Here is a 20,196-nt window from a genome sequence, read left to right on the forward strand (position 1 = left end):
AATGAGCCCCGTACAATACAGACTCAAGTATGAAAACAATTGTGTAAACGCAGTCCAATAAATGGGGTGCATTCCAACGGACCATCCAACAACACCAAACCCAATCGCGCATAAGATGCGCTCCTATAAGAGCTAAGTGTGTGTCAGGTTTATGCGGTGAATAGCTGCTCTAGTTTGCGCTGGTCGTTGGCAAATGCACGAATCCCTTCGGCGAGTTTTTCTGTGGCCATGGCGTCTTCGTTGTGGTTCCAGCGAAAGGCGCTTTCATCCAGCTGCACCAAGGCTTCCCCTTTTTGTCCAGGTGACAGACGACGCTCAAGCACGCCGTCAGTTTGCGCTAGCTGCGCCAATAACTCTGGGCTAATAGTTAGACGATCACAGCCAGCTAATGACTCAATCTGCCCCATATTACGAAAGCTTGCACCCATCACAATGGTGGCAAAATTATTGCTTTTGTAATAACGGTAAATACGCGACACCGACTGCACACCCGGATCTTCAGTACCGCTGTAATCACGGTTCATCCGCTGTTTGTACCAGTCATAAATCCGTCCCACAAAGGGAGAAACTAAATACACACCTGCATCAGCGCAGGCAGCCGCTTGAGCGAAGGAAAACAATAGCGTCAGATTGGTTTGCACGCCTAGTTTTTCAAGACGCTCAGCCGCCCGAATGCCTTCCCAGGTGGCAGCGATTTTAATCAGGATGCGTTCACTGTCCAAGCCACGCGCTTGGTAGGCATTAATCAACTCTAAGGCAGCGGTATAGGTGCCTTCTTCATCGAAAGATAAACGCGCGTCCACTTCGGTGGAAATTCGTCCCGGAATCAGCAGGCTTATTTCTTTGCCCACAGCGACCGCAAAATCCACGGCGGCTTGTCGCGTGTCGGTTGGGTGGGCCGCTTTTGCTTGGCTAAGCAGCTGGCTGTATTGCGCTTGCTGTGCAGCTTTCAGTAGCAGGGTGGGGTTAGTGGTGGCATCCTCTGGCTGCAATTGACGGATAAGCTCAACGTCGCTGGTATCGGCAACCAAGGTGGTGAATTGTTTAAGTTGTGCCAGTTTTGAAGCCATTTTTGTGTTAACCCCGTAAGTAGAATGTGTTTAGCGCCCTTGCAAAACCTCAATAGCTTGGTCGAATACGGCGAGTTGGTTTTCATGACGATGGATATCAGCCGATAGAAGTTGTCGAAAACGTCGTGCACCGGGAAACCCTTGAGCAATCCCGAGAATATGCCGTGTAATATGGGTTACTTTAACCCCTTGTGCAACTTGCTGTTCAATGTAAGCACGCAGTTTGAGCATGACTTCACTGCGACTTGTTGGCGCAAGGCTGTTGTTGTCTTGATACAGTCGCTGATCCACCTCAGTGAGTAGCCAAGGGTTTGAATATACCTCACGTCCAAGCATCACACCTTCAAAGGTTTGTAAGTGCTCCTCGCATTCGTCAAGGGTTTTAATGCCGCCGTTAAGCGTCATCTGTAGGTGCGGGTACTCTTGCTTAAGCTGTTGCACTACCTCATAACGTAGTGGCGGCACATGGCGATTTTCCTTGGGCGATAAACCTTCTAAAATCGCAATGCGTGCATGTACGATAAAATGCTCACAGCCAGCTTCGGCTACCATGCCGACAAAATCCACCAGCGCCTGATAGCTATCGCGGCCGTTAATGCCAATGCGGTGTTTAACGGTCACGGGAATATCCACCGCTTGACGCATGGCATCCACGCACTCAGCGACACGATCAGGGTGCGCCATTAAACAGGCACCAATCATGTTGTTTTGCACGCGGTCGCTGGGGCAGCCAACATTGATATTGACCTCGTCATAACCCCAGTCTTGCGCCATGCGCGCGCACTGTGCCATTTCTTGTGGCACGCTACCGCCTAGCTGCAGCACCAAGGGATGTTCAGTGTCGTTAAACGCAAGATGCCGCTGTACATCACCATGAATTAAAGCACCGGTGGTCACCATTTCGCTGTACAGAGTAGCGCGGCTACTGAGCAAGCGTAAAAAATAACGGCAGTGGCGATCGGTCCAATCCAACATCGGGGCGACGGCAAACATCTTAATTCTGCCTTTTTAGCTGGTCTTTGAGCTGAGTCGGTAGGTTACGAATGATCAGCGTATCTTGAGCTTCATCATACTCAACCTTAGAACCCAGTAAGTGTGCCTCAAAGCTAATTGAAAGTCCTTCAGCGCGGCCACTAAAACGTTGAAACTGGCTCAGGGTGCGGCGATCGGTAGGGACGTAGGGGCTTAAGCCGTAGTCTTTATTACGAATATGGTTGTAAAAAGCCTGTGGGTTTTCCTCATCCAGTACTTCAGACAGTTCAGTGAGTGCAACGGCATCACCTTGGCGGCTTTGTTGGTTAGCATAGCGCACCAGGGTGTTGGTTTTTTCCTTGACGTGCTCTTCGCTTAGTTCGTTGTCATCGACATAATCACTAAACGCCTGCAGTAGGGTGCGGGTTTCGCTGGGAGCATCTGCACCTTCTTCGCAACCGATAAACTCAGCGAAAGCTTCGGTGACTTTTTTGCCGCCCTTGGCTTTAAGTAGAGAAATATAGTGTTTGGACTTGGGATTATTACGCCATTCGCTCAGATTAATGCGGGCAGCAAGACTCATTTGACTTAAATCCAGGTGTTGCACATCCGTAAGCTCAAGTGCAGCGTTGATGCTAAAACCTTGGGTTTGCGGCAAAAATGTAATCAGCAGGTAATCACCCGCACCTTGGTGGTAATGCACTAAGCACAGGTGGGCACGCATAAAAATTTGTTGCTCGTCCAGTGTTTTTTGCCAGGCTTTGGCTAGTTGCTCACTTAGGCTGTAGAAATCCAACTGCTCGGTTAGCAATAACTCTAATTGCTGGGCCAAACCGGAGCTTTGGCTGTTATTAAAAAACGCCCAAGACTTGCTCGGCTTGCTGTTGTAGTGATGGTTTAAATCAGCCAACAGGTTTTCCAGCTTGTCTTGGTCGTTAAGTGGCTCAGCGCTCAGGTTAAGGGATGCTGGGCTGTCGTTAGGTTTTTTTTCGAGAAAATGAATAACGCAATGATGAATGGGCATAAGGGACTGCTGTATTAAAGAATTAGGTGGTTATAGGATGCTTGTGCTGAGTCATTGGAGTCTTGTAGCTGTTTTAGGCGCTGTACTACATAGCGCACATGTAGATGTAGCTCATACAGCTCATGGGTAAAAGCCAGTGGTACTTCCACTTTAGCCAGATCGTTTTGCATCAACAGCAAGCGCTGTATTTCTTCTTCTAGGTTTTCGGGTGTGGTGTCTTTCAGTAGCTTTTTGTCGATATCACGCAGGATTTTATACCAACGATAGATGCGCGAGCGGATACGCCAGCGGTAGACAGGACCTGCCACTTTAAACAGGGGAAACAGCACTACCAGTAAAGGGAACAGCAAGATGATGTAGCGGTCGGCCAGTGAGGCAATGCGAAACGGCAGATAACGCTGCAATAACGGTAAACCCTTGGTGTAAAAATAGGCGGCTTCATCGAGCATTGGAAAAGCGTTTTGATCTTCAATCGGCCAGGTGTCCGGCTCATCGAGCAGGGTGCCTTTTTTCATGGCTTCGCGCGCCGCAGCTAAAACCAGTGGGGTTAGTGCGGGGTGGAATGAGTCGTTAACCACCAGTAAAGCCTTGGAGGACAGGGTGGTAGTATTTTCTTTGGGCAGGTTTTGGGCAATGCTGAGCAAGCCTTGGTTAACCTCCAAGCCTTTCACAAAAGGAAAGTGCCGCTCATAAGCGATAGCGCGCTCAAAATGAAACAATTCCACTTCGGGGTTGCTGGCGAATTTTTGAATAAATTCGTTTTCGGGCGGTACCATGAGAAACACAGCATCGAGTTTTTTTTCCAACAGCTCTTGAGTTGCTTTGGGACCAGAATACAGATGCCAGTTGTCACCTAGGTTGTCTATGTCAATGCCGTTTGCCTGCAGCAGAGGCAATACAATAAGACTGCTACCGCCATTAGGGCTGCCAATGGCAACGCGGTATTTGGCTAAGTCGGCCAGGGTGTTAACCTTTACCCCTTTGCGTAAAAATAACCACAAAGGTTCTTGATACATAGCGCCCAGACTGAATAATTGCGCGCGCTCATTCTCGTTTAACCCCAACTCCTGACCACTTTGCAGCAAGGCAATATCGACACCGCTGTTTGGGTCGAGTAGACGCTCTACGTTTTGTTGTGAGCCACTGCTGTTAATAATTTCCAGCTCAAAGCCTTGCTTGGCCAGCTCAGTTTTAAGCTTTTTGGCAAAGGTTTCATAACCGCCGGCGGGAAAGCCTGCGCTGATGGTCATGCGCATGGGTGGCGGCGGGGCAGCATAGTAAAATACAGCGCCCAGCAGTGCTGCAATAACAGGCACCAACCAAAGGTTGGCGCGAATAAAGATAGAGAGGTCTTTGAGGGATTGGCTCATAGTAAGTTACCGGTGAGACTTAAGAAAACACTGAATAATTATTTGCGTGTTGGCTGTGCTAAAAATCAGCCCACGACATCAGGTGCTGTCGCTTTTAGAGCCTTTTTTACGCGGAATTCCTAGACGTTGGCGGCGCTCCCACAAGCTTTTACGGCTAATGCCCAATTTGCTCGCCAGATCCGTTTCTGTCATGTGATCTTGATGCTCTAAAACAAAGCGCTGGAAATAGCCTTCCATAGAAGGATCCGTATTGGATGAGGAGGTTTCTTCTTCCACGTTGGAATGTTTAATTTCTACATCAATCCCTAGCAATTCGGTATTGATCTCAGTGCCTTCGCACAGAATCACCGCACGCTCAATGGCGTTTTCCAGCTCTCTGACGTTACCCGGCCAAGGGTATTTTTCCAGCGTGGTTAGGGTTTGCTTGCTAAATTTCATGGGCTCACGACCAAGGCGCAAGCGTTGCTGTTCAAGCAAAGCCTTGGCAATTTCAATAATGTCATCACCGCGCTCGCGCAAGGCGGGAAGGTTCAGGGCGATCACATGCAAGCGGTAGTATAGATCTTCACGGAACTGGCCACTTTGCGATAAGGATTTTAAGTCTCTGTGTGTTGCTGCAATCAAACGGATATCGACTTTTTGTGACTGTACTGAGCCGACACGGCGGATTTCCCCTTCTTGCAGAACACGCAATAAGCGCGCTTGAGCTTCTAGGGGTAACTCGCCAATTTCATCTAGAAACAGTGTGCCACCGTGAGCGGCTTCAACCAGACCTGCGCGGGCGCGATCTGCACCAGTGAAAGCGCCTTTTTCATGGCCGAATAATTCTGACTCAATCAGGCTTTCTGGAATAGCCGCGCAGTTAACTGAAATAATGGGCTCCTGAGCACGCTTGGAGAGCCGATGTAAAGCGCGAGCAACCAGTTCCTTACCTGTACCGGACTCACCCTGAATCAGCACGTTGGAATCGGTGGGGGCAACTTTACGAATTTTATCGAACAGCGTTAACATGCCCGGACTGCTGCCAATAATGCCTAAGTCGCTGTTATCACAGGATGATGTTTTTACCGTATCAGCTGGATCCGGTTGCTGTTGACGTTCTTGTAAAATACGCGCGATGCTTTGCAGCATGTCGTCATGTTCAAAGGGCTTGGCTATATAGTCGATGGCACCCAGTTTCATAGAGTCCACGGCTGAGCGCAGGCTGGCATAGCTGGTCATGATCAGTACGGGGATTTCTCCAGCCAGTTTGATCATTTCAGTACCGGGTGCACTGGGAAGGCGCAAGTCACTGACGATGAGGTCAAATTCATTGGCAGCCAACAAAGGCTGTGCTTCCTGAACTGATCCAGCTTCGCTGGTTTGATAGCCGTTGCGTTCCAACAAACGCTTTAAGGCCGAGCGAATAATGGGCTCATCTTCAACAATTAAAATATGGGGCATTGCTTTCTCTCAAGAGGGTTATTGCTCGATTAGTGCTGGCACGTTGGTTTTTGTTGGAGTGTGCCGCGGTAAACGAATACAAAAACGGGTTCCACGTTGGTTAACCTTATCACAAGGGCTATCAATAGAAATATCACCTTGATGTTCTTCGATAATGGAAAATACCATGGCCAAGCCAAGTCCAGTACCTTGACCGGGATCTTTGGTGGTGAAAAAAGGCTCAAACAGTTGCTCGATAAAGGCCGCATCAATACCCGTGCCTTGGTCTTCAATGTATAACCAGACTTCAGTACTGCTAGCGCGTGAGCTAATGCGGATGCTTGATTCGGCTGGGCTGGCATCGCGGGCGTTATCGAGCAGGTTAATAAATACTTGACCTAAACGCTGTGCATCGCCAAGCACAAAAAAGTGTGGGTCTATTTGGTTAATAAAATCAACGGGCTTTTGCTGTTGATTGAGTCGTAGCAGGTTGATTGCTTCATTGCACACATCATATAGCTGCACTGGGACAAATTGCTCTCTAATTTGGTGTTCAGAGCGGGCAAAATTCATCATGGATTGCACAATGCGAGTTACACGCTTGGTTTGTTCGATGATTTGTTCGCTGATTTCAAGCAGTTCAGCATCCTCGGTACGTTCTTCGCGCACAATTTGCGCCAAGCAGGCAATGCCAGTGATGGGGTTGCCGATTTCGTGTGCCACGCCGGCGGCTAAGCGGCCAATGGACGCCAAGCGTTCGGCGTGCATGAGTTTGTCTTCCAGTAGGCGGGTTTGTGTGGTGTCTTCTATTAATAGAACCAATCCGCCCGCACCGGATGAAACCAGTTGGTCGATAGCGGCTTTGTGAAGGTTAAGCCAGCGTGATTCATATTGGTTTTGTAGTTTTTTCTTATAAAAATGGTTATCACTGCCTTGTACAAAATCCATTAATAACTCTCGCCAAGGCTGATCAATATGTTGGATGCGTGAGCCTATGACACGTGCTGCGGCAATACCAGTAAGTGTCTCCATAGCACGGTTCCACATGAGGATTTCTTGATCGGCGGACAACGAGCAAACACCTAGCGGTAAGTCTTGCAAGGTTTGTCGATGATAACGTCGCAGTGCATCCAGCTCGGCAGCCAAGCCTGTTAGGCGTGAACGATAGTCTTCTAGCCGACTTTCAATAAAGTGAATGTCTTCAGTTTGATAGGATTCGCTGTTGTTGGTATAGGGCAGAAAGGTGCTGACTAAGTCCTGTGCAATGCTCGGCCCCATGAGTCCCGAAAGGTTGGCTTTAATTTGGTTTCTTAACCGTCTGAGAGCAAAGGGGCGGCTTTCGTCAAAGGGTAAACCCAATTGTTGTAGAGCATGTTCCACTTCACGCTGGGCGGTCGTGGCGCCTAAGGGTTTGGCTAGGGCGAGGGCGAAGTCCTGCGCTGAACCAGCTTGCAGGGTACGTCGCTCCGGCATGATGACTTTGTTAATTGCGCTAGCTTGCGCGGAACGCTTTTCTTCTTTGCTAGTGCGGGTGATTAAGGAGACCACGACGAAAATACTGCAGTTAACGCTTAGCGCCAAGATGCTGTAGTTATGCCAGCTATTGGGATCAAGCTGGTAGTTCAGGTTTAGCCCGGGAACCACTAGGTGGCGCACATTAGACAGCAAGGGCAGTAGTAGTCCAACTCCCCAAATTAGTAACCCTGCAGTGACGCCGCTAATGAATCCATAACGGTTGGCTTTGGGCCAGTACAAAGTGGCTAATACACCAGGGAAAAACTGCAGTGTGCCGGCGAAGGCAATGATGCCTAAACTGGAAAGGTCTGGGTTGGAACTGAGGACGATATAAAGGGTGTAGGCAGCAGCAATAATGGCAAAAATTAATAAGCGTCTACTCCACTTGAGCCAGCGATAAATGTTGTTTTCTGCGCTGGGTGGGTAAAGCGGCAAAATAAGATGGTTGAGCACCATGCCCGATAAGGCAATGGTTAAAACGATGGTTACGCCACTGGCTGCAGATAGGCCGCCCATAAATGCGATTAAGGCAAGGTTGGGGTTGTTGACGGTAATACCCAGTCCTAGGGTGAAGTAGTCGGCAATACTGGCTACTTCGAGCTTGAGTCCTGCCCATAAAATAATGGGCACGGGCAAACTCATCAACAGTAAAAATAAGGGCAAGCCCCAGCTGGCGGTCATCATGGCGCGTGGGTTGAGGTTTTCAGTAAACACCATGTGGTACAGGTGCGGCATAACAATGGCAGAGGAGAAAAACAGCAGCAGTAACGTGCGCCATGGACCTTCTTGCAGTGGGACCTGCATGTAGTTAAGAAACTGTTTGTTATCAAGGAGCCAGTTTTCTAAATCACTTGGGCCAGAAAAAATATACCAGAGTGCGTAGCCGCCCACGCAAAGGATAGCGATGAGTTTGACCAGTGATTCAAAGGCGATGGCAAACACCAATCCTTCGTGTTTTTCACGGCTGCCTGAGTGGCGTGCGCCAAAGAGTATTGAAAACAGGGCGATGAGTACGCAATAAAAGAGCGCTATTTCATTCAGTATGGCTTTGCCGGTCATGATGCTGACGGTTTCTGCTACGGCCTGAATTTGCAGTGCCAACAAGGGGAGTGAGCCGATGAGTAAACCCAGAGCCGTCACGGCGCCAGCGGTGCTGCTACGAAAACGAAAGGCAAATAGATCCGCCAGTGATGAAAGTTGGTGCGTGCGCGTAAGCTGTTGTATTGGATACAGCAACACCGGAGCCAATAAGAATGCACCAGATAAGCCCAGATAGATGGATAAAAAACCATTGCCGTAGCGATAGGCGAGTCCGACTGCACCGTAGAATGCCCATGAGCTGGCGTAAACACCTATGGATAGGGTGTAGGTGATGGGATGGCGCACCAGTCGGCGCGGAACCCAGCCGCGCTCGGTCATCCAAGCAACAGCGAAGAGGGTGATTAAGTAGGAAATGCTGATTAAAATCAGATGTGTAAGGCTAAAACTCATCAGTATCTCGCTGGGCTTGTAGTAAGAAAGTAACGACGATGAGAATGAGCCACAGCAGATAAGGGCGATACCATTCATTATGCACGGCAGTCCACCAGTCCATGATGGCTGGCGAGAACAAATAAATACCTATAACGAGAATTAAAACGAGGCGGTAAATATACATGCAGTAACCTGATGAAATTGTTACTAATAGTAACTATTATGCGGCTGAGCTGCTAGCTTTGCGTGGCTTACTCTTTAGTAGTGCGGCTGTTTGCTGAGGCAAAAAGCACAGGATGGCTACGGACAATAAAGCTATACTTAAGGGTAAATTAATTTTGGTGATTTTAGGAGTCAGCATGCAATTCTCGAACTTTTTAGACAAGTATCCAACCTATAGCTTCACGTTAGCCAAAAATACTACGCGCTTTAATTCAGTAGATGAAATTATTGCCGTGCTTGAAGATAAGATCAGTGCTGATCCTATTGCTTGCCAGATTGCGGTTTTTGACCACCACGCGCACACGAGTGCGTTGCCCAATGGTGAAATTGCTGAAAATATTCAGGCCGCTAAAAGCTTGGTATTTTGCTTTGGCATTAAGCTGCCCAGCCCGCAGGCTATGGCTCCACGCCCGCGCTCATTTGGTGTGTGCGAACTAACCGACAGCTTTGTCATTACCTTTATGCAGGCGCCTAATCCGCAAATGAATGAGGTGATGCAGGGCTGGGTTAAAGCGCTGGCTGAGTAGAACGGTGGGTTTTGTCGCAGGCTTGTGTTGCCTGTGAAGCGATTTTATCGCTCAAACTTACCTTTCAAATCCTGTGCGCTGTACTCCAGGGTGCTGGCGCGGTAACCGGCTCTAAGGTTGGGCAATGGCAAACAGTGTTGCCAGCTTTGTTTAGCCGGCAACACATTGGGCAGCATGTAGCTGGTTTCATCAAAACCAGAGCGGGCTAGGTTGACGCGCTCGCCAGGTAGGTAGGCGGCAACCTGCCAACTAAGTTCTCTTAATCTGCGCTCAGTGGTGTTGTCTACTGTTATCGCCAGCGGGCGGTCAATTGGGCAGATGGTTGTAGAATAAGCCAGCTCGATACTCAACTGATTGAGTAGGTGCTCGTTGCTTTTTTCTTGCCACTGCACCCATATTGCAATGCCTAATATTCCAGTGAAAACCGGCACGGCAATCGCAAGAGTGCGCTTTGGGTAGCGTATGAGCAACGCCAGCCAAGTAAAGAGTGGAAATAATACAGGGGGTATCATGTTGGTTAGGACTCGTTCGCGTGTTCGCGTAAGAAAACAAGGTGGTTGGGCTTGGACTGCTCGGTGCTGAAGTAGTAGCCGCCACTGTCAAATGCTTGTAATTGTGCTTGGGTGTTAATTTGGTTTTGTATTACGTAACGCGCCATCATGCCGCGTGCTTTTTTAGCGTAAAAGCTAATAATTTTGTATTGACCGTTTTTTAAATCCTTAAAATCGACATTGACAAGGTTTGCTTGCAGCTTGCTTGGCTTGACGGCTTTAAAGTACTCGTTGGAAGCCAAATTAAGCAAGGTTGAGAGACTGTTTTCTTGCATGTACTGATTCAAGTGCTCGGTAATGCTGTCGCCCCAGAAGCTATAGAGGTTTTTGCCCTGTGGATTGACCAGTTTGGTACCCATTTCTAGGCGGTAGGCTTGCATGAGGTCCAACGGACGTAATACCGCGTACAGTCCAGAAAGAATTCTAAGGTGCTTTTGTGCGTAGCCTAGCTCGGATTCGCTTAAAGTTTCAGCATCTAGACCAGTATAGACATCGCCCTTGAAAGCCAGTAGGGCTTGTTTGGCATTGTCAGGAGTAAAGTCAGGTTGCCATTGGGCAAAGCGCGCTGTATTTAATCCTGCGAGTTTATCCGACAGGCCCATGAGTTTGGCTAAGTCCGCTGGGCTGTACTGCTGTAAAACAGTGACTAATTCCTGTGCTTGTGGCAAAAACTGTGGTTGCGTGTGGTGCTTAGTGGTGGGCGGCGTAGTGTAATCCAAGGTTTTTGCTGGTGAAATCAGCATCAACATGAGTCTATCCTCTTATTTGGAAGGGTATTGCAGTAGTATAGGGTAGTGTGTTCGCTAAGTAATCTTATAGTGGAAAGCGGCTAGGATGCGCATTCGGTGGATTAAGCAGGCGTAGAGTCGTTAACACTGAATGTATAGAGTAGTGATGCGCAAATTTACTTTAAATTACTGAGGCGTCTTGACTCAAGTCAGTTAGTAATAGTATGACAAGGCAATATAGTAATTTGTAGTGTTCAGCAAAAAGGTTTTGTACCCGCGCCAACATAACAACAAGGAGAAGCGCATGTCAGCTACATTCAACCTACACAATTTGCCCTTTAGCGTGTTAAACGAGCACGAGCAAGAAGCATTGTTGGGCGCAATTCAACGTATTGAATATGCTCCTGGAGATGTGGTTTTAGAAGTCGGAGAGACACCTAAAGGTATCTATGTATTACAGAGTGGCCGTGTTGCAGAAACGGATCCTGCTCAGCAGCAGGCCAGCAGCTCAGCAGCACTGAGTGTGTTTATGTATTACGAGCAAGAGGAGTACTTTGGTAGCTGGTCACTCTTTAATGGCACTGCTATTCATCGCTTCACCGCCGTAGAGCCTACAGTTTGCCACCTACTACCCACACAAATGCTGTTTGATTTGATTGACAGCAACCCAAGTTTTGCTGATTTTTTCCAACAAAACTTAAGAGCTAAGCGCGAAATTGTTGCCCAGCAGGCGCCCAGCCAGGATATGGCTGAGTTTATGCTGGCGCGCATTCAGGACAGCACCATTCGCGAGCCATTAATAGTGCCTGAGGGAACCTCGATTGAGCAGGCCACGCGCTTAATGCGTGAAAGTAAAGCCGACTGCATGCTGGCGCAGAAGGGCATGCGCTATGGCATGGTCACTGGTACAGATTTGTTGGATGCGGCGATTTTAAATCATTTACCGCTCGATACCGATGTGTCGGAAATCGCCAGTTACCGCCTGATAACCATTCGGCCCGATGATTACCTGTTTAACGCACTGATCATTATGACGCAGCAAAAAATTGAGCGTGTGGTGGTGATGGGTGAAAACAAGAAGTTAGTGGGCGTGATTGAGCTAACGGATGTCTTGAGTTACTTCTCTAGCCATTCGCATGTGATTGGTCTACGGGTAGAGCGTGCACAAACCATTGATGAGCTGCGTGAGGCGTCGTTTGGTTTGTTTGATCTGATTAAAGCGTTAATTTCATCGGGCGTTAAGACGCGCTTTATGATGGAGCTGCTGTCGGTAATGAATGCACGGATTTTGAGCAAACTATTTGACTTGATTGTGCCCAAGGAAGTGCATCCGCATGTGTGTTTGATTGTGATGGGCTCGGAAGGACGCGGTGAGCAAATCATGAAAACCGACCAAGACAACGGTGTGATTTATCGTGATGGCTTGGACTGGCCAGAAATGCATAAAACCATGCAGAAATTTAGTGAAACGCTTATTTCATTTGGGTTTCCCCCCTGTCCTGGCAACATCATGGTGTCTAATCCGGAATGGGTTAACTCGGCTAAACAATGGGCTGAAAAGCTAACCCGTTGGAGTAAAAGCTGTGATGGGGATGCCTTGATGAACTTAGCCATCGCTGCAGACAGCAAGCCTGTGGCAGGTAATACCGCGCTCTTTAAAGTATCACGTAATATTTTCTTCAGACGCATTCAAGATAACGACATGTTTTTCGCGCATTTTTCCCGCAGTGCGTTGGATTTTGATACACCCTTGTCCTTCTTTGGTCGTTTAACCGGCAGTGGATTGGATATTAAGAAAGCTGGGGTTTTCCCTATCGTGCATGGCGTGCGTACCTTAGCGCTTGAGCAGAAAATCACTGAAACCAACACGTTTAAGCGTATCGAGTTGCTGGCACAAAAGCATATTATCGATCAAGAAGTGGCCAATAACCTGGCGGAAGCACTGTCATTCTTTATTCAGTTACGGTTGCAACAACAAATTGCCCGAGTTACAGAGACTGACGCTGTGCACGACAAAATTCCCAATGAAATTGAATTTAAGCGCCTGAATAAGTTTGAACGCGAGTTGTTGCGTGATTCTTTAATCGTGGTTAAAGACTTTAAACGAACGCTGACAATGCGTTACCGCCTTAATTTTTAACTTCACTGACACCCCCCAATCAGCTAAAGCAGCCTCTGGAGGAGGCTTACAGAAGCTGCTGGCTGTACTGTATTCCAGAGGTTTATCTGTTTTGGGCAAGCAGCAGGCAAATGTAAATGGCAGAAAAGCTTTTAACTGTGGTTCTAGTTGTCTAGCGTACTAAAGGGTCATTTTGCACCTTGTTTTCTGTTGACCAAAGTCAAAATTAATTTATAGTGCATTGCTTATTGTGAAGCGCATCGCATAGTATGCGTGCAGGCGTTTTGCTATTACGCTTGATTAAAGTACGGTGCGAGTGGTGTGACGCATGACAAGAGTTGAAGTAAGCAGCGTAAGGATTTGCCCTTTTTTGAGTACGGATAAGTCAATAAAACAACGCATACGTGTTTGTATACCCAATACCAGAAGTATATTTCAGTAGATAAGCGAGCTGGCGTGCATGCGCCCATTGTTAAGGCAAAGCTCTGCTAAATAGGTAACAGCAGTCATAAAGCCTTAAGTGATTGGAGCTTTATAGGAACACTTTATTTAGCTATGCGAGTTGTTATTAGATGCTACGACAGCAAAAAAACCCATCAATGAACTATGAATTAGAAAAGACACAAACCCAGTTGGCGGCAGCTCAAGAACGTTTAGAGTTGGCATTGGAGGCGAGTGAGCTTTCTTTATGGGATTGGGATCTGCTAGAACAGCAGGTCTATCACACACGCACCGAAGAAATCCTTGGTCTGACGACAGAGCAAGGGCAATCCATGCTGCTTGATCTGCGCCCGCTTGTGCATCCAGATGATTTAAAAGATTTGCGCAAAGCCATGATTGGTCACTTAAAAGGGCATACGCAAGAGTATTATGCCGAATACCGCATGCGCCATGCGGATGGGCATTGGGTATGGATTGAGGACCGCGGTCGGGTAGTGGAGCGCGATGAACAAGGGCGCGCACTACGCATGCTGGGCACGCGCAGAGACATTACCAAACGATTGCAAAACGATGAAGTGCTCAGTGCGGCCCAAGCAAATAGCAAGAAAGTAAAATACCTCAGCGAGTACGATGCGCTAACCGGCTTGGCTAACCGAGAGCTTTTTCAGCAACGTTTAAATGAATCAATCGCCTATTCCCACGATAAAACCAACCGTTTTGCTTTACTGCATTTAGATTTGGACCGATTCAAAGTTTTGAATGAAAGCTTAGGTGTGGAAAGTGCAGATCAGTTGCTCGTACAAGTCAGCCGTCGTCTTAACGACATTTTTTCAGAAGCCAATACGGTTGCGCGCTTAAGTGGTAACGAATTTGCCATTATTTTGCGCCAATATGGCAGCTTTGCCAGTTTAAGACGCTTGGCAGAGCTTACTTTGGAACGCATTAGCCGTCCCATTGAACTGGTTGATAAAAGTTTAATTATTACCACCTCCATCGGTATCAGCTTGATGCCTGAGCATGCAATTGAAGCAGGTGATCTGCTTACCCAAGCAAGCATGGCATTGAAGCAGGCTAAGTATCACGGTGGAAACACCGTTGAGTTTTATCATGAGCGCATGCAGGCATCCGCCCTAGAAAGGCTGGAGCTTGAACAACAGTTGCGCTATGCCATTGCCAATGGTGAGCTCTGTGCGCATTATCAGCCCAAGGTAGATCTGCTTACGCAAAAAATCAGCTCGGTAGAGGCCTTGGTGCGCTGGAATCATCCCGAGCTAGGTCTTGTATCACCTGCTGTGTTTATCCCCATTGCTGAAGAAACAGGTTTAATCAAAGCCATTACTGAGCAAGTGTTAGAGCAAGCCTGCAATCACGCTAAGCACTGGAAGCAGCATGGTTACCCGGTAGCTGTTTCTGTAAATTTGTCGGTACACCACGTGCGTCAAGGCAATATTCTGGGCTTGGTGGTTAAAACTCTAGAGCAAACCGGTTTGCCAGCGCATTTGCTCGAGTTAGAGCTAACAGAAAACCATCTGCTGGATAATGCTGAAAGTGTCATTGAAGAATTTACGCGCTTGCGTGAATTGGGTGTGCGTTTAGCGATAGATGATTTTGGTACAGGCTTCTCATCGCTTAACTATTTAAAAGTGTTCCCCGCAGACACCATCAAAATTGATCAGGCTTTTATTCAGGGCGTTGCCACCAATAATGCAGACGCACAGATTACTAAGGCCGTCATTAGCATGGCGCACAACCTGAATATCAAAGTGGTCGCCGAGGGAATCGAAACCCGCGAACAGCTTGATTTCTTAACCCAAAGCGCTTGTGATGAAGTGCAGGGTTATTTTATAAGTCGACCTATTCCTGCAGAGCAAATGCTCAAGCTGCTACAAAGCTTCCGTTATAAAGATCTCATCGCTTAACCCATCACCCGTCTCTTTACGCACAGTTTGCCTGAGGTTGCCTCGATGCAATTGTACGTTTTATTGGTAAGGCTGTATTTTGGCAAGACGTAAAAAATCCCAACAACTGAATTTAAAAACCCTAGCCGTTTTCTTAGCCAGCGCCATCAGTGCAGCTATTTTACTGTACTTGCAGCCTGCAGATGCACCCGAAAATTTTTCTGCGGCAAAAGTTTTGCTGCGTGAAACTGTGTATGCCGACCAAAACTATCAGGGTCATTTGGGCACGCTTTATTGCGGTTGTGACTGGCAGTGGACAGGTAAAAGTGGTGGGGTGGTTGATATGTACAGCTGCGGTTATACGATCCGCTCCCAAGCCCACAGAGCTAAGCGTATCGAGTGGGAACATATTGTTCCAGCAAGTTGGCTTGGACGGCAACGACAGTGTTGGCAGGAGGGTGGGCGCAAAAACTGTAATGCCACCGATCCGGTTTTTAATGTTATGGAAGCGGACATGCATAACCTGTCGCCAGTGATAGGAGAGGTCAACGCCGACCGCTCTAACTATCGCTTTGGTGTTGTGAAACACGCTGAGCAACAATATGGACGCTGCAGCAGTAAAACGGACTTCAACGGACGGGTGTTTGAGCCGCGCGATGAGGTAAAGGGTTTTGTGGCACGGGTAAACTTTTATATTCACGACCGTTATCAATTGAGCATGAGTCCAGCCCAGCAAAAACTGTTTATGGACTGGCATACAAAATACCCAGTTAGCGAGTGGGAGCTAGAGCGTAATAACCGTATTGCTAAACGTATGGGGCATGACAATGAATTTGTCACTGGCAAACGGCAGTGGCAATTGACCCAAGCAGTTTCCAAGCCGACTTTGGCACCAAAGACAGCCCAAGCAACTCAACCTACTCGCGCACAGCCTGGAGCAATCCAGCCGACAGCTATCAAAGGAAATAAAACCAATCAGCTTTACCACATTAAAGATCGTTGCCCCAGTTTCGCCAAGCTGAGCGAACGTAATACGGTCTACTTCAAAACTGAGCAAGAAGCACAGCAAGCAGGTTATAAGCTGGCTGGTAATTGCCGTACTGCTGTAGGTTCAAATTAGCAGTTGCTAATGTGGTTTTCTTGGATTTAATCCGCTTCGCGCCACCGTAGTAGCGCATCTTATGCGCGATTGGAGTTTATCGCACGCGTAACAGGCTGTTGTGGGAGCGCATCTTATGCGCGATTGGGGTTTGGTGTTGCTGGATGATTTGTTTCGCGCAAGAGTTGCGCTCCCACAGTAGAGCGGCCGCTGCGTTGCCGGTTTTTGGGCACGGCTTTTGTGGGAGCGCATCTTATGCGCGATTGGGTTTGGTGTTGCTGGTTGGTTTATTCGCGTAAGAGTTGCGCTCCCACAGTAGAGCGGCCGATACATCGCTGGTTTTGGGCACGGCTGTTGTGGGAGCGCATCTTATGCGCGATTGGGTTTGGTATGGCTGGATGGTTTGTTCGCGTAAGAGTTGCGCTCCCACAGAAGCCCCCACATCAACAGTACGAACTAAAACACTTTTGTGGGAGCGCATCTTATTTATTAGGCGTGCGTCCGACTGGGAGGTTAGGTGTGAGCTGGTTGCTTTTGCCATAACCAAGCAGTCGGTGCACTTGCGGGCTGTAACTGTGGGTGGATGGTTTAGGTGATCACTTCATTGCTGAGTAGTGCGCTGTGCTGCCTGACCACGGCAAAATAAAAACAACTGACGTATCTGCTCTTTAATATGCGACGGTTCTGGGCTACTCAGATCCTGTATATCTAAAATGCCCTGCTCGCGCAGTTTTTCTAACTCGTTGCCCTCGATCTGCAAGCAGGTGTGACCGGTAAGGCGGTTGATAATGCGTAGGTAAGGCTGTGGGCGGTCGAGCCAAGCATCAATAAAGTAAGTCATGGTAGTTTCCTGTAGGTATGAAATAGCTGCTAAATGAGAATAGTTATCATTTGAGAGGAATGCAAGTGTTTTTTATTCAGCCCTCAGGTTTTGTGTTGTTCCGGGCTTAACACTGGAACAACGGCTGCACACGCGGCATACTGTGAGTATCAAATCCATTACATCTGGAGGCCGTCATGAATATTTCATCTGTTGGCCATTCTTTTGCAACGCATTCTTATGCCGCGCGTTCCGAACAGAGCGGGGCAGATAAGCCTGAATATAAAAAGCCAGAGAAGGACGCAGCGCTCTCGCCCGAGCAGCTTAAGGAAGTAGAAAAACTCAAAGCGCGCGACCGTGAAGTGCGTGCCCATGAAATGGCGCACTTGGCTGCTGCAGGTGGATTAGCAACTTCGGGTGCATCTTTTAGCTACCAGCGTGGACCTGATGGCGTTAGCTATGCTGTTGGTGGCGAAGTGAAAATAGACACCTCAAGTGGCAGCAATCCCGAAGAAACTCTGCGTAAAGCACAAATTATCCGCGCCGCTGCCTTAGCACCGGCAGAACCTTCTGGGCAGGATCGAGCCGTAGCTGCCAAGGCTTCGCAAATGGAAGCCCAAGCCAGAGCCGAGCAAGCTGCCGTCGAACGAGATGAGCAAGAGCCATCCGCAGAAGATGAGAAGGTTCAGTCGCAAAATAACGCTAATCAGCAAGCCGCGGTGCAACAGTATCAGAGTGCAGCCGCTGGTTTTGATAACGCACCACAACTACAGCTGCAGGCATAAAGCGGTACAGTTAAATCAAACCAAGCTAGCCGAGCAACCAAAACTTTTTATCTGTAATTAAGCAATAAGAAAATAAGCAATAAGAAAATACGTTGATGAAACTAACCAGTTTTTTACGCTTCAGCGCTTTGATGGTTGGACTTAGTCTAAATGCAGGCTGTGGCGTGATTATCAAAGATCCGATTTATCATTCAGTTACTCGCAGCACTAAAAAAGAGAAATTAAACAACGAGCTGCGTAGTTATCAAGTGAGCTGGCTGGCGCAAGCATTGCTAAAACCCGAAACACGAGGTGCAGTGGCGCGCAACTTGGTCGAGAACGCACCAGATATTGCAGCAGCTGGCGGTTTTAGTTTGGCTGATGCGGCTGATGTATCAATAGCGGCGCAAATGGTTACCGATTTAGCTGTGGGACAGCTAGGTTCAGGATTGGGTGGTAGTGTTGGTAATACGCTTTTTCTTGGAGGCGTTGCGCTCTCCATGCTTGCTGGTGATGGAAGTCTTAAAGTAACAAGTGTGGTGTTATTGCCTGAGGAGTTAAACGGCGAAGTTTTAGACTCAGCCGAACTAGCCAAAGCCGCCGCACAGCAATTAATTGTAGAACGCTATGCAACTGCCGCAACAAAATTTGGCTATAGCTTTACCTGTGAGTACGCGTGCACTGCTTTCCCTTCCGCTTATCGCATGCAGCGCCAGCCTGAAGCAGATACTTCAGCTTTTCTCTATGCAGCTGATGATGTTGCTTTTTATTTCGCTGATTTCGAGGTAATTGCACCCGAGCAAACGCAAGCAGTAGATTCATTAGCAGCAGGCTTCAATGTTGCTTGGCGCAGTCATTTCAATAATGATGCGAGGATTGATATGCTGCAAAATCCGCTGATAGACGAACAGGGTAATATTGAAATTGAAATGAACGATAAGAAGATCGCAGGCTGGACGTTTTATGGCGATAAGAGGTTTTTTCAAACGGATTTTGGTCGGGATTTTCTACGTGAAGTATATAAAACGCCTTATATGCTCTACGGCACCGCTAACGATTATCCACGGGTTGCCTATTATGATGGTGAGGTTTATCAGTATATTCTCAACGGTATTCCTGATGCCTTTGACAGAGTGGTTTTACCTTTTCAGCCGCTTGAGCAAAAAAACCGCCAATAAAAAACGTTTTAATGGATTACGACCTTATTACCCCGTGCTGCGCAAGAACCTAAGCAGAAAAAATTAATGCTTCACACCAAGAGACGCAGCAATTAATGCCTGTTTAATCATAGCTTTGCAGCTTCTTGCAAAGCCGTTCACACTTTGTGTCAACCAGGCTGGTACAAACCTAGCTCCGGTTGTTAAAAACCAAGCAGAATTACCTAAATCCTAGTAGCGTTTTGTCGCTGGAAAAAATCTAGAAATAATGTATGGTATCGATTTGCTATCACCCTAAGGTGGTGGAAAATCGCTTCTTTACGTGCATTTTCAAAGCATATCAAAGCAGCAGGCATAACTTTAAACTAGAAAAATAAGGAAAAAAGATGAAAAGCTACATCAGAATTTTACTGGTTGGGATATTTAGCGTTTATCTTGTGGGTTGTTCCAGCTTGAAAACAGTAGAGCAGACCGCACCGAAGATAAGTGTTCAAAAAAACGCAGAGCCACTGGTTATCGCTGTGTTGGATCAGCGCCCTTATGTTCTTAATAAGGACAAATCACCAGCGTTTGAAGGCCTTATACGCAGTGGCTTTGGCATTCCGTACAGCTACAATACCGCTACGCGTGAGCCAATGAGTTTATATCTGGGTAAGCGTCTTACGCACGGCTTTAAAACCGCTGGGATAACTGCTGAACTTTATCCCACCAGCTTGGACGTAACCAAAGGCGTTTTGCTGGAAAAACTCAGCCAGAACGGTGAGAAATCCTTGGTCGTCTCGTTTTCCGAGTGGAAATATGACCATCACGCCTTTGCTAAGTCGGCCTTTTACGACACAGATATCATCATTCTTGATAACGAGGGGAATACCCTAGTAAACAAAAACTTTGCTGGCAAAGATGCTATCCCTTCAGGCGTCATAGCTAACGCCATGCAGGAAGTGTACAAGGCACGGTTCGAAGCGATTTTCGCTGACAATGAAGTGCGCCAAGCACTTGAGCATTAATTAGCTGGCCCAGTTGT

At 47.7% G+C, this 20,196-nt stretch carries 17 protein-coding genes; 7 read left to right on the forward strand and 10 right to left on the reverse strand.

Features of this window, described 5'->3' with window-relative positions; translation table 11 throughout:
- Positions 1 to 149: 149 nt before the first annotated feature.
- The 7 genes from tal to QEZ41_RS09915 all read right to left on the reverse strand — a co-directional run bounded on the left by tal (position 150) and on the right by QEZ41_RS09915 (position 9,030).
- Positions 150 to 1,070 (reverse strand): transaldolase, encoded by a 921-nt coding sequence (gene tal / locus QEZ41_RS09885; protein WP_289411333.1) that lies wholly within the window; start codon positions 1,068 to 1,070, stop codon positions 150 to 152.
- A 30-nt stretch (positions 1,071 to 1,100) separates the two neighbouring features.
- Positions 1,101 to 2,063 (reverse strand): tRNA dihydrouridine(20/20a) synthase DusA, encoded by a 963-nt coding sequence (gene dusA, locus QEZ41_RS09890; protein WP_289411334.1) that lies wholly within the window; start codon positions 2,061 to 2,063, stop codon positions 1,101 to 1,103.
- 1 nt (position 2,064) lies between these two features.
- Positions 2,065 to 3,066, reverse strand: coding sequence for a nucleoid-associated protein YejK (gene yejK / locus QEZ41_RS09895; protein ID WP_289411335.1), 1,002 nt, complete (start codon positions 3,064 to 3,066; stop codon positions 2,065 to 2,067).
- Positions 3,067 to 3,080: 14 nt separating this feature from the next.
- Positions 3,081 to 4,436 carry a TAXI family TRAP transporter solute-binding subunit gene (locus QEZ41_RS09900; protein WP_289411336.1) on the reverse strand — a complete coding sequence of 452 codons (1,356 nt, stop codon included), beginning with the start codon at positions 4,434 to 4,436 and terminating at the stop codon, positions 3,081 to 3,083.
- Between the two features lie 78 nt (positions 4,437 to 4,514).
- Positions 4,515 to 5,879, reverse strand: coding sequence for a sigma-54-dependent transcriptional regulator (locus QEZ41_RS09905; protein ID WP_289411337.1), 1,365 nt, complete (start codon positions 5,877 to 5,879; stop codon positions 4,515 to 4,517).
- Between the two features lie 18 nt (positions 5,880 to 5,897).
- Positions 5,898 to 8,864, reverse strand: a complete 2,967-nt coding sequence (locus tag QEZ41_RS09910) for a sensor histidine kinase (protein WP_289411339.1) — start codon at positions 8,862 to 8,864, stop codon at positions 5,898 to 5,900.
- Positions 8,854 to 9,030: a hypothetical protein gene (locus tag QEZ41_RS09915; RefSeq protein WP_289411340.1), complete on the reverse strand. Its 177-nt coding sequence runs from the start codon at positions 9,028 to 9,030 to the stop codon at positions 8,854 to 8,856. The genes QEZ41_RS09910 and QEZ41_RS09915 overlap by 11 nt, the downstream gene beginning before the upstream one ends.
- A gap of 175 nt (positions 9,031 to 9,205) precedes the next feature.
- Between QEZ41_RS09915 and QEZ41_RS09920 the strand changes: the two genes are divergently transcribed.
- Complete coding sequence (locus tag QEZ41_RS09920) at positions 9,206 to 9,595, forward strand: DUF6858 family protein (RefSeq protein ID WP_289411341.1); 390 nt, start codon at positions 9,206 to 9,208, stop codon at positions 9,593 to 9,595.
- 44 nt (positions 9,596 to 9,639) lie between these two features.
- Here the strand turns inward: QEZ41_RS09920 and QEZ41_RS09925 are convergent, their stop codons facing one another.
- Both QEZ41_RS09925 and yaaA read right to left on the reverse strand, forming a co-directional pair.
- Positions 9,640 to 10,107 carry a multidrug transporter gene (locus QEZ41_RS09925; RefSeq protein ID WP_289411343.1) on the reverse strand — a complete coding sequence of 156 codons (468 nt, stop codon included), beginning with the start codon at positions 10,105 to 10,107 and terminating at the stop codon, positions 9,640 to 9,642.
- Between the two features lie 5 nt (positions 10,108 to 10,112).
- Positions 10,113 to 10,895, reverse strand: a complete 783-nt coding sequence (gene yaaA, locus QEZ41_RS09930) for a peroxide stress protein YaaA (RefSeq protein ID WP_289411344.1) — start codon at positions 10,893 to 10,895, stop codon at positions 10,113 to 10,115.
- A gap of 283 nt (positions 10,896 to 11,178) precedes the next feature.
- Between yaaA and QEZ41_RS09935 the strand changes: the two genes are divergently transcribed.
- From QEZ41_RS09935 to QEZ41_RS09945, 3 genes are all read left to right on the forward strand, one after another.
- Positions 11,179 to 13,014, forward strand: a complete 1,836-nt coding sequence (locus tag QEZ41_RS09935; protein ID WP_289411345.1) for a DUF294 nucleotidyltransferase-like domain-containing protein — start codon at positions 11,179 to 11,181, stop codon at positions 13,012 to 13,014.
- A 551-nt stretch (positions 13,015 to 13,565) separates the two neighbouring features.
- Entirely contained in the window at positions 13,566 to 15,353 is a 1,788-nt protein-coding gene (locus QEZ41_RS09940; RefSeq protein WP_289411346.1) for a putative bifunctional diguanylate cyclase/phosphodiesterase, read from the forward strand.
- A 79-nt stretch (positions 15,354 to 15,432) separates the two neighbouring features.
- Positions 15,433 to 16,452, forward strand: a complete 1,020-nt coding sequence (locus QEZ41_RS09945) for an endonuclease (protein ID WP_289411348.1) — start codon at positions 15,433 to 15,435, stop codon at positions 16,450 to 16,452.
- A gap of 580 nt (positions 16,453 to 17,032) precedes the next feature.
- Here the strand turns inward: QEZ41_RS09945 and QEZ41_RS09950 are convergent.
- Complete coding sequence (locus QEZ41_RS09950; protein WP_289411349.1) at positions 17,033 to 17,272, reverse strand: PA4570 family protein; 240 nt, start codon at positions 17,270 to 17,272, stop codon at positions 17,033 to 17,035.
- A gap of 176 nt (positions 17,273 to 17,448) precedes the next feature.
- Here QEZ41_RS09950 and QEZ41_RS09955 point away from each other — a divergent pair, with 176 nt between their 5' ends.
- The 3 genes from QEZ41_RS09955 to QEZ41_RS09965 all read left to right on the forward strand — a co-directional run bounded on the left by QEZ41_RS09955 (position 17,449) and on the right by QEZ41_RS09965 (position 20,179).
- Positions 17,449 to 18,036, forward strand: coding sequence for a putative metalloprotease CJM1_0395 family protein (locus tag QEZ41_RS09955; RefSeq protein WP_289411350.1), 588 nt, complete (start codon positions 17,449 to 17,451; stop codon positions 18,034 to 18,036).
- A 95-nt stretch (positions 18,037 to 18,131) separates the two neighbouring features.
- Positions 18,132 to 19,193 (forward strand): hypothetical protein, encoded by a 1,062-nt coding sequence (locus tag QEZ41_RS09960; RefSeq protein WP_289411352.1) that lies wholly within the window; start codon positions 18,132 to 18,134, stop codon positions 19,191 to 19,193.
- A 365-nt stretch (positions 19,194 to 19,558) separates the two neighbouring features.
- Positions 19,559 to 20,179, forward strand: coding sequence for a YajG family lipoprotein (locus tag QEZ41_RS09965; protein WP_289411353.1), 621 nt, complete (start codon positions 19,559 to 19,561; stop codon positions 20,177 to 20,179).
- The last annotated feature ends 17 nt before the right edge of the window (positions 20,180 to 20,196 follow it).

The sequence above is a fragment of the Thiopseudomonas acetoxidans genome, assembly GCF_030362935.1.
Taxonomy (GTDB): Bacteria; Pseudomonadota; Gammaproteobacteria; order Pseudomonadales; family Pseudomonadaceae; genus Thiopseudomonas; species Thiopseudomonas acetoxidans.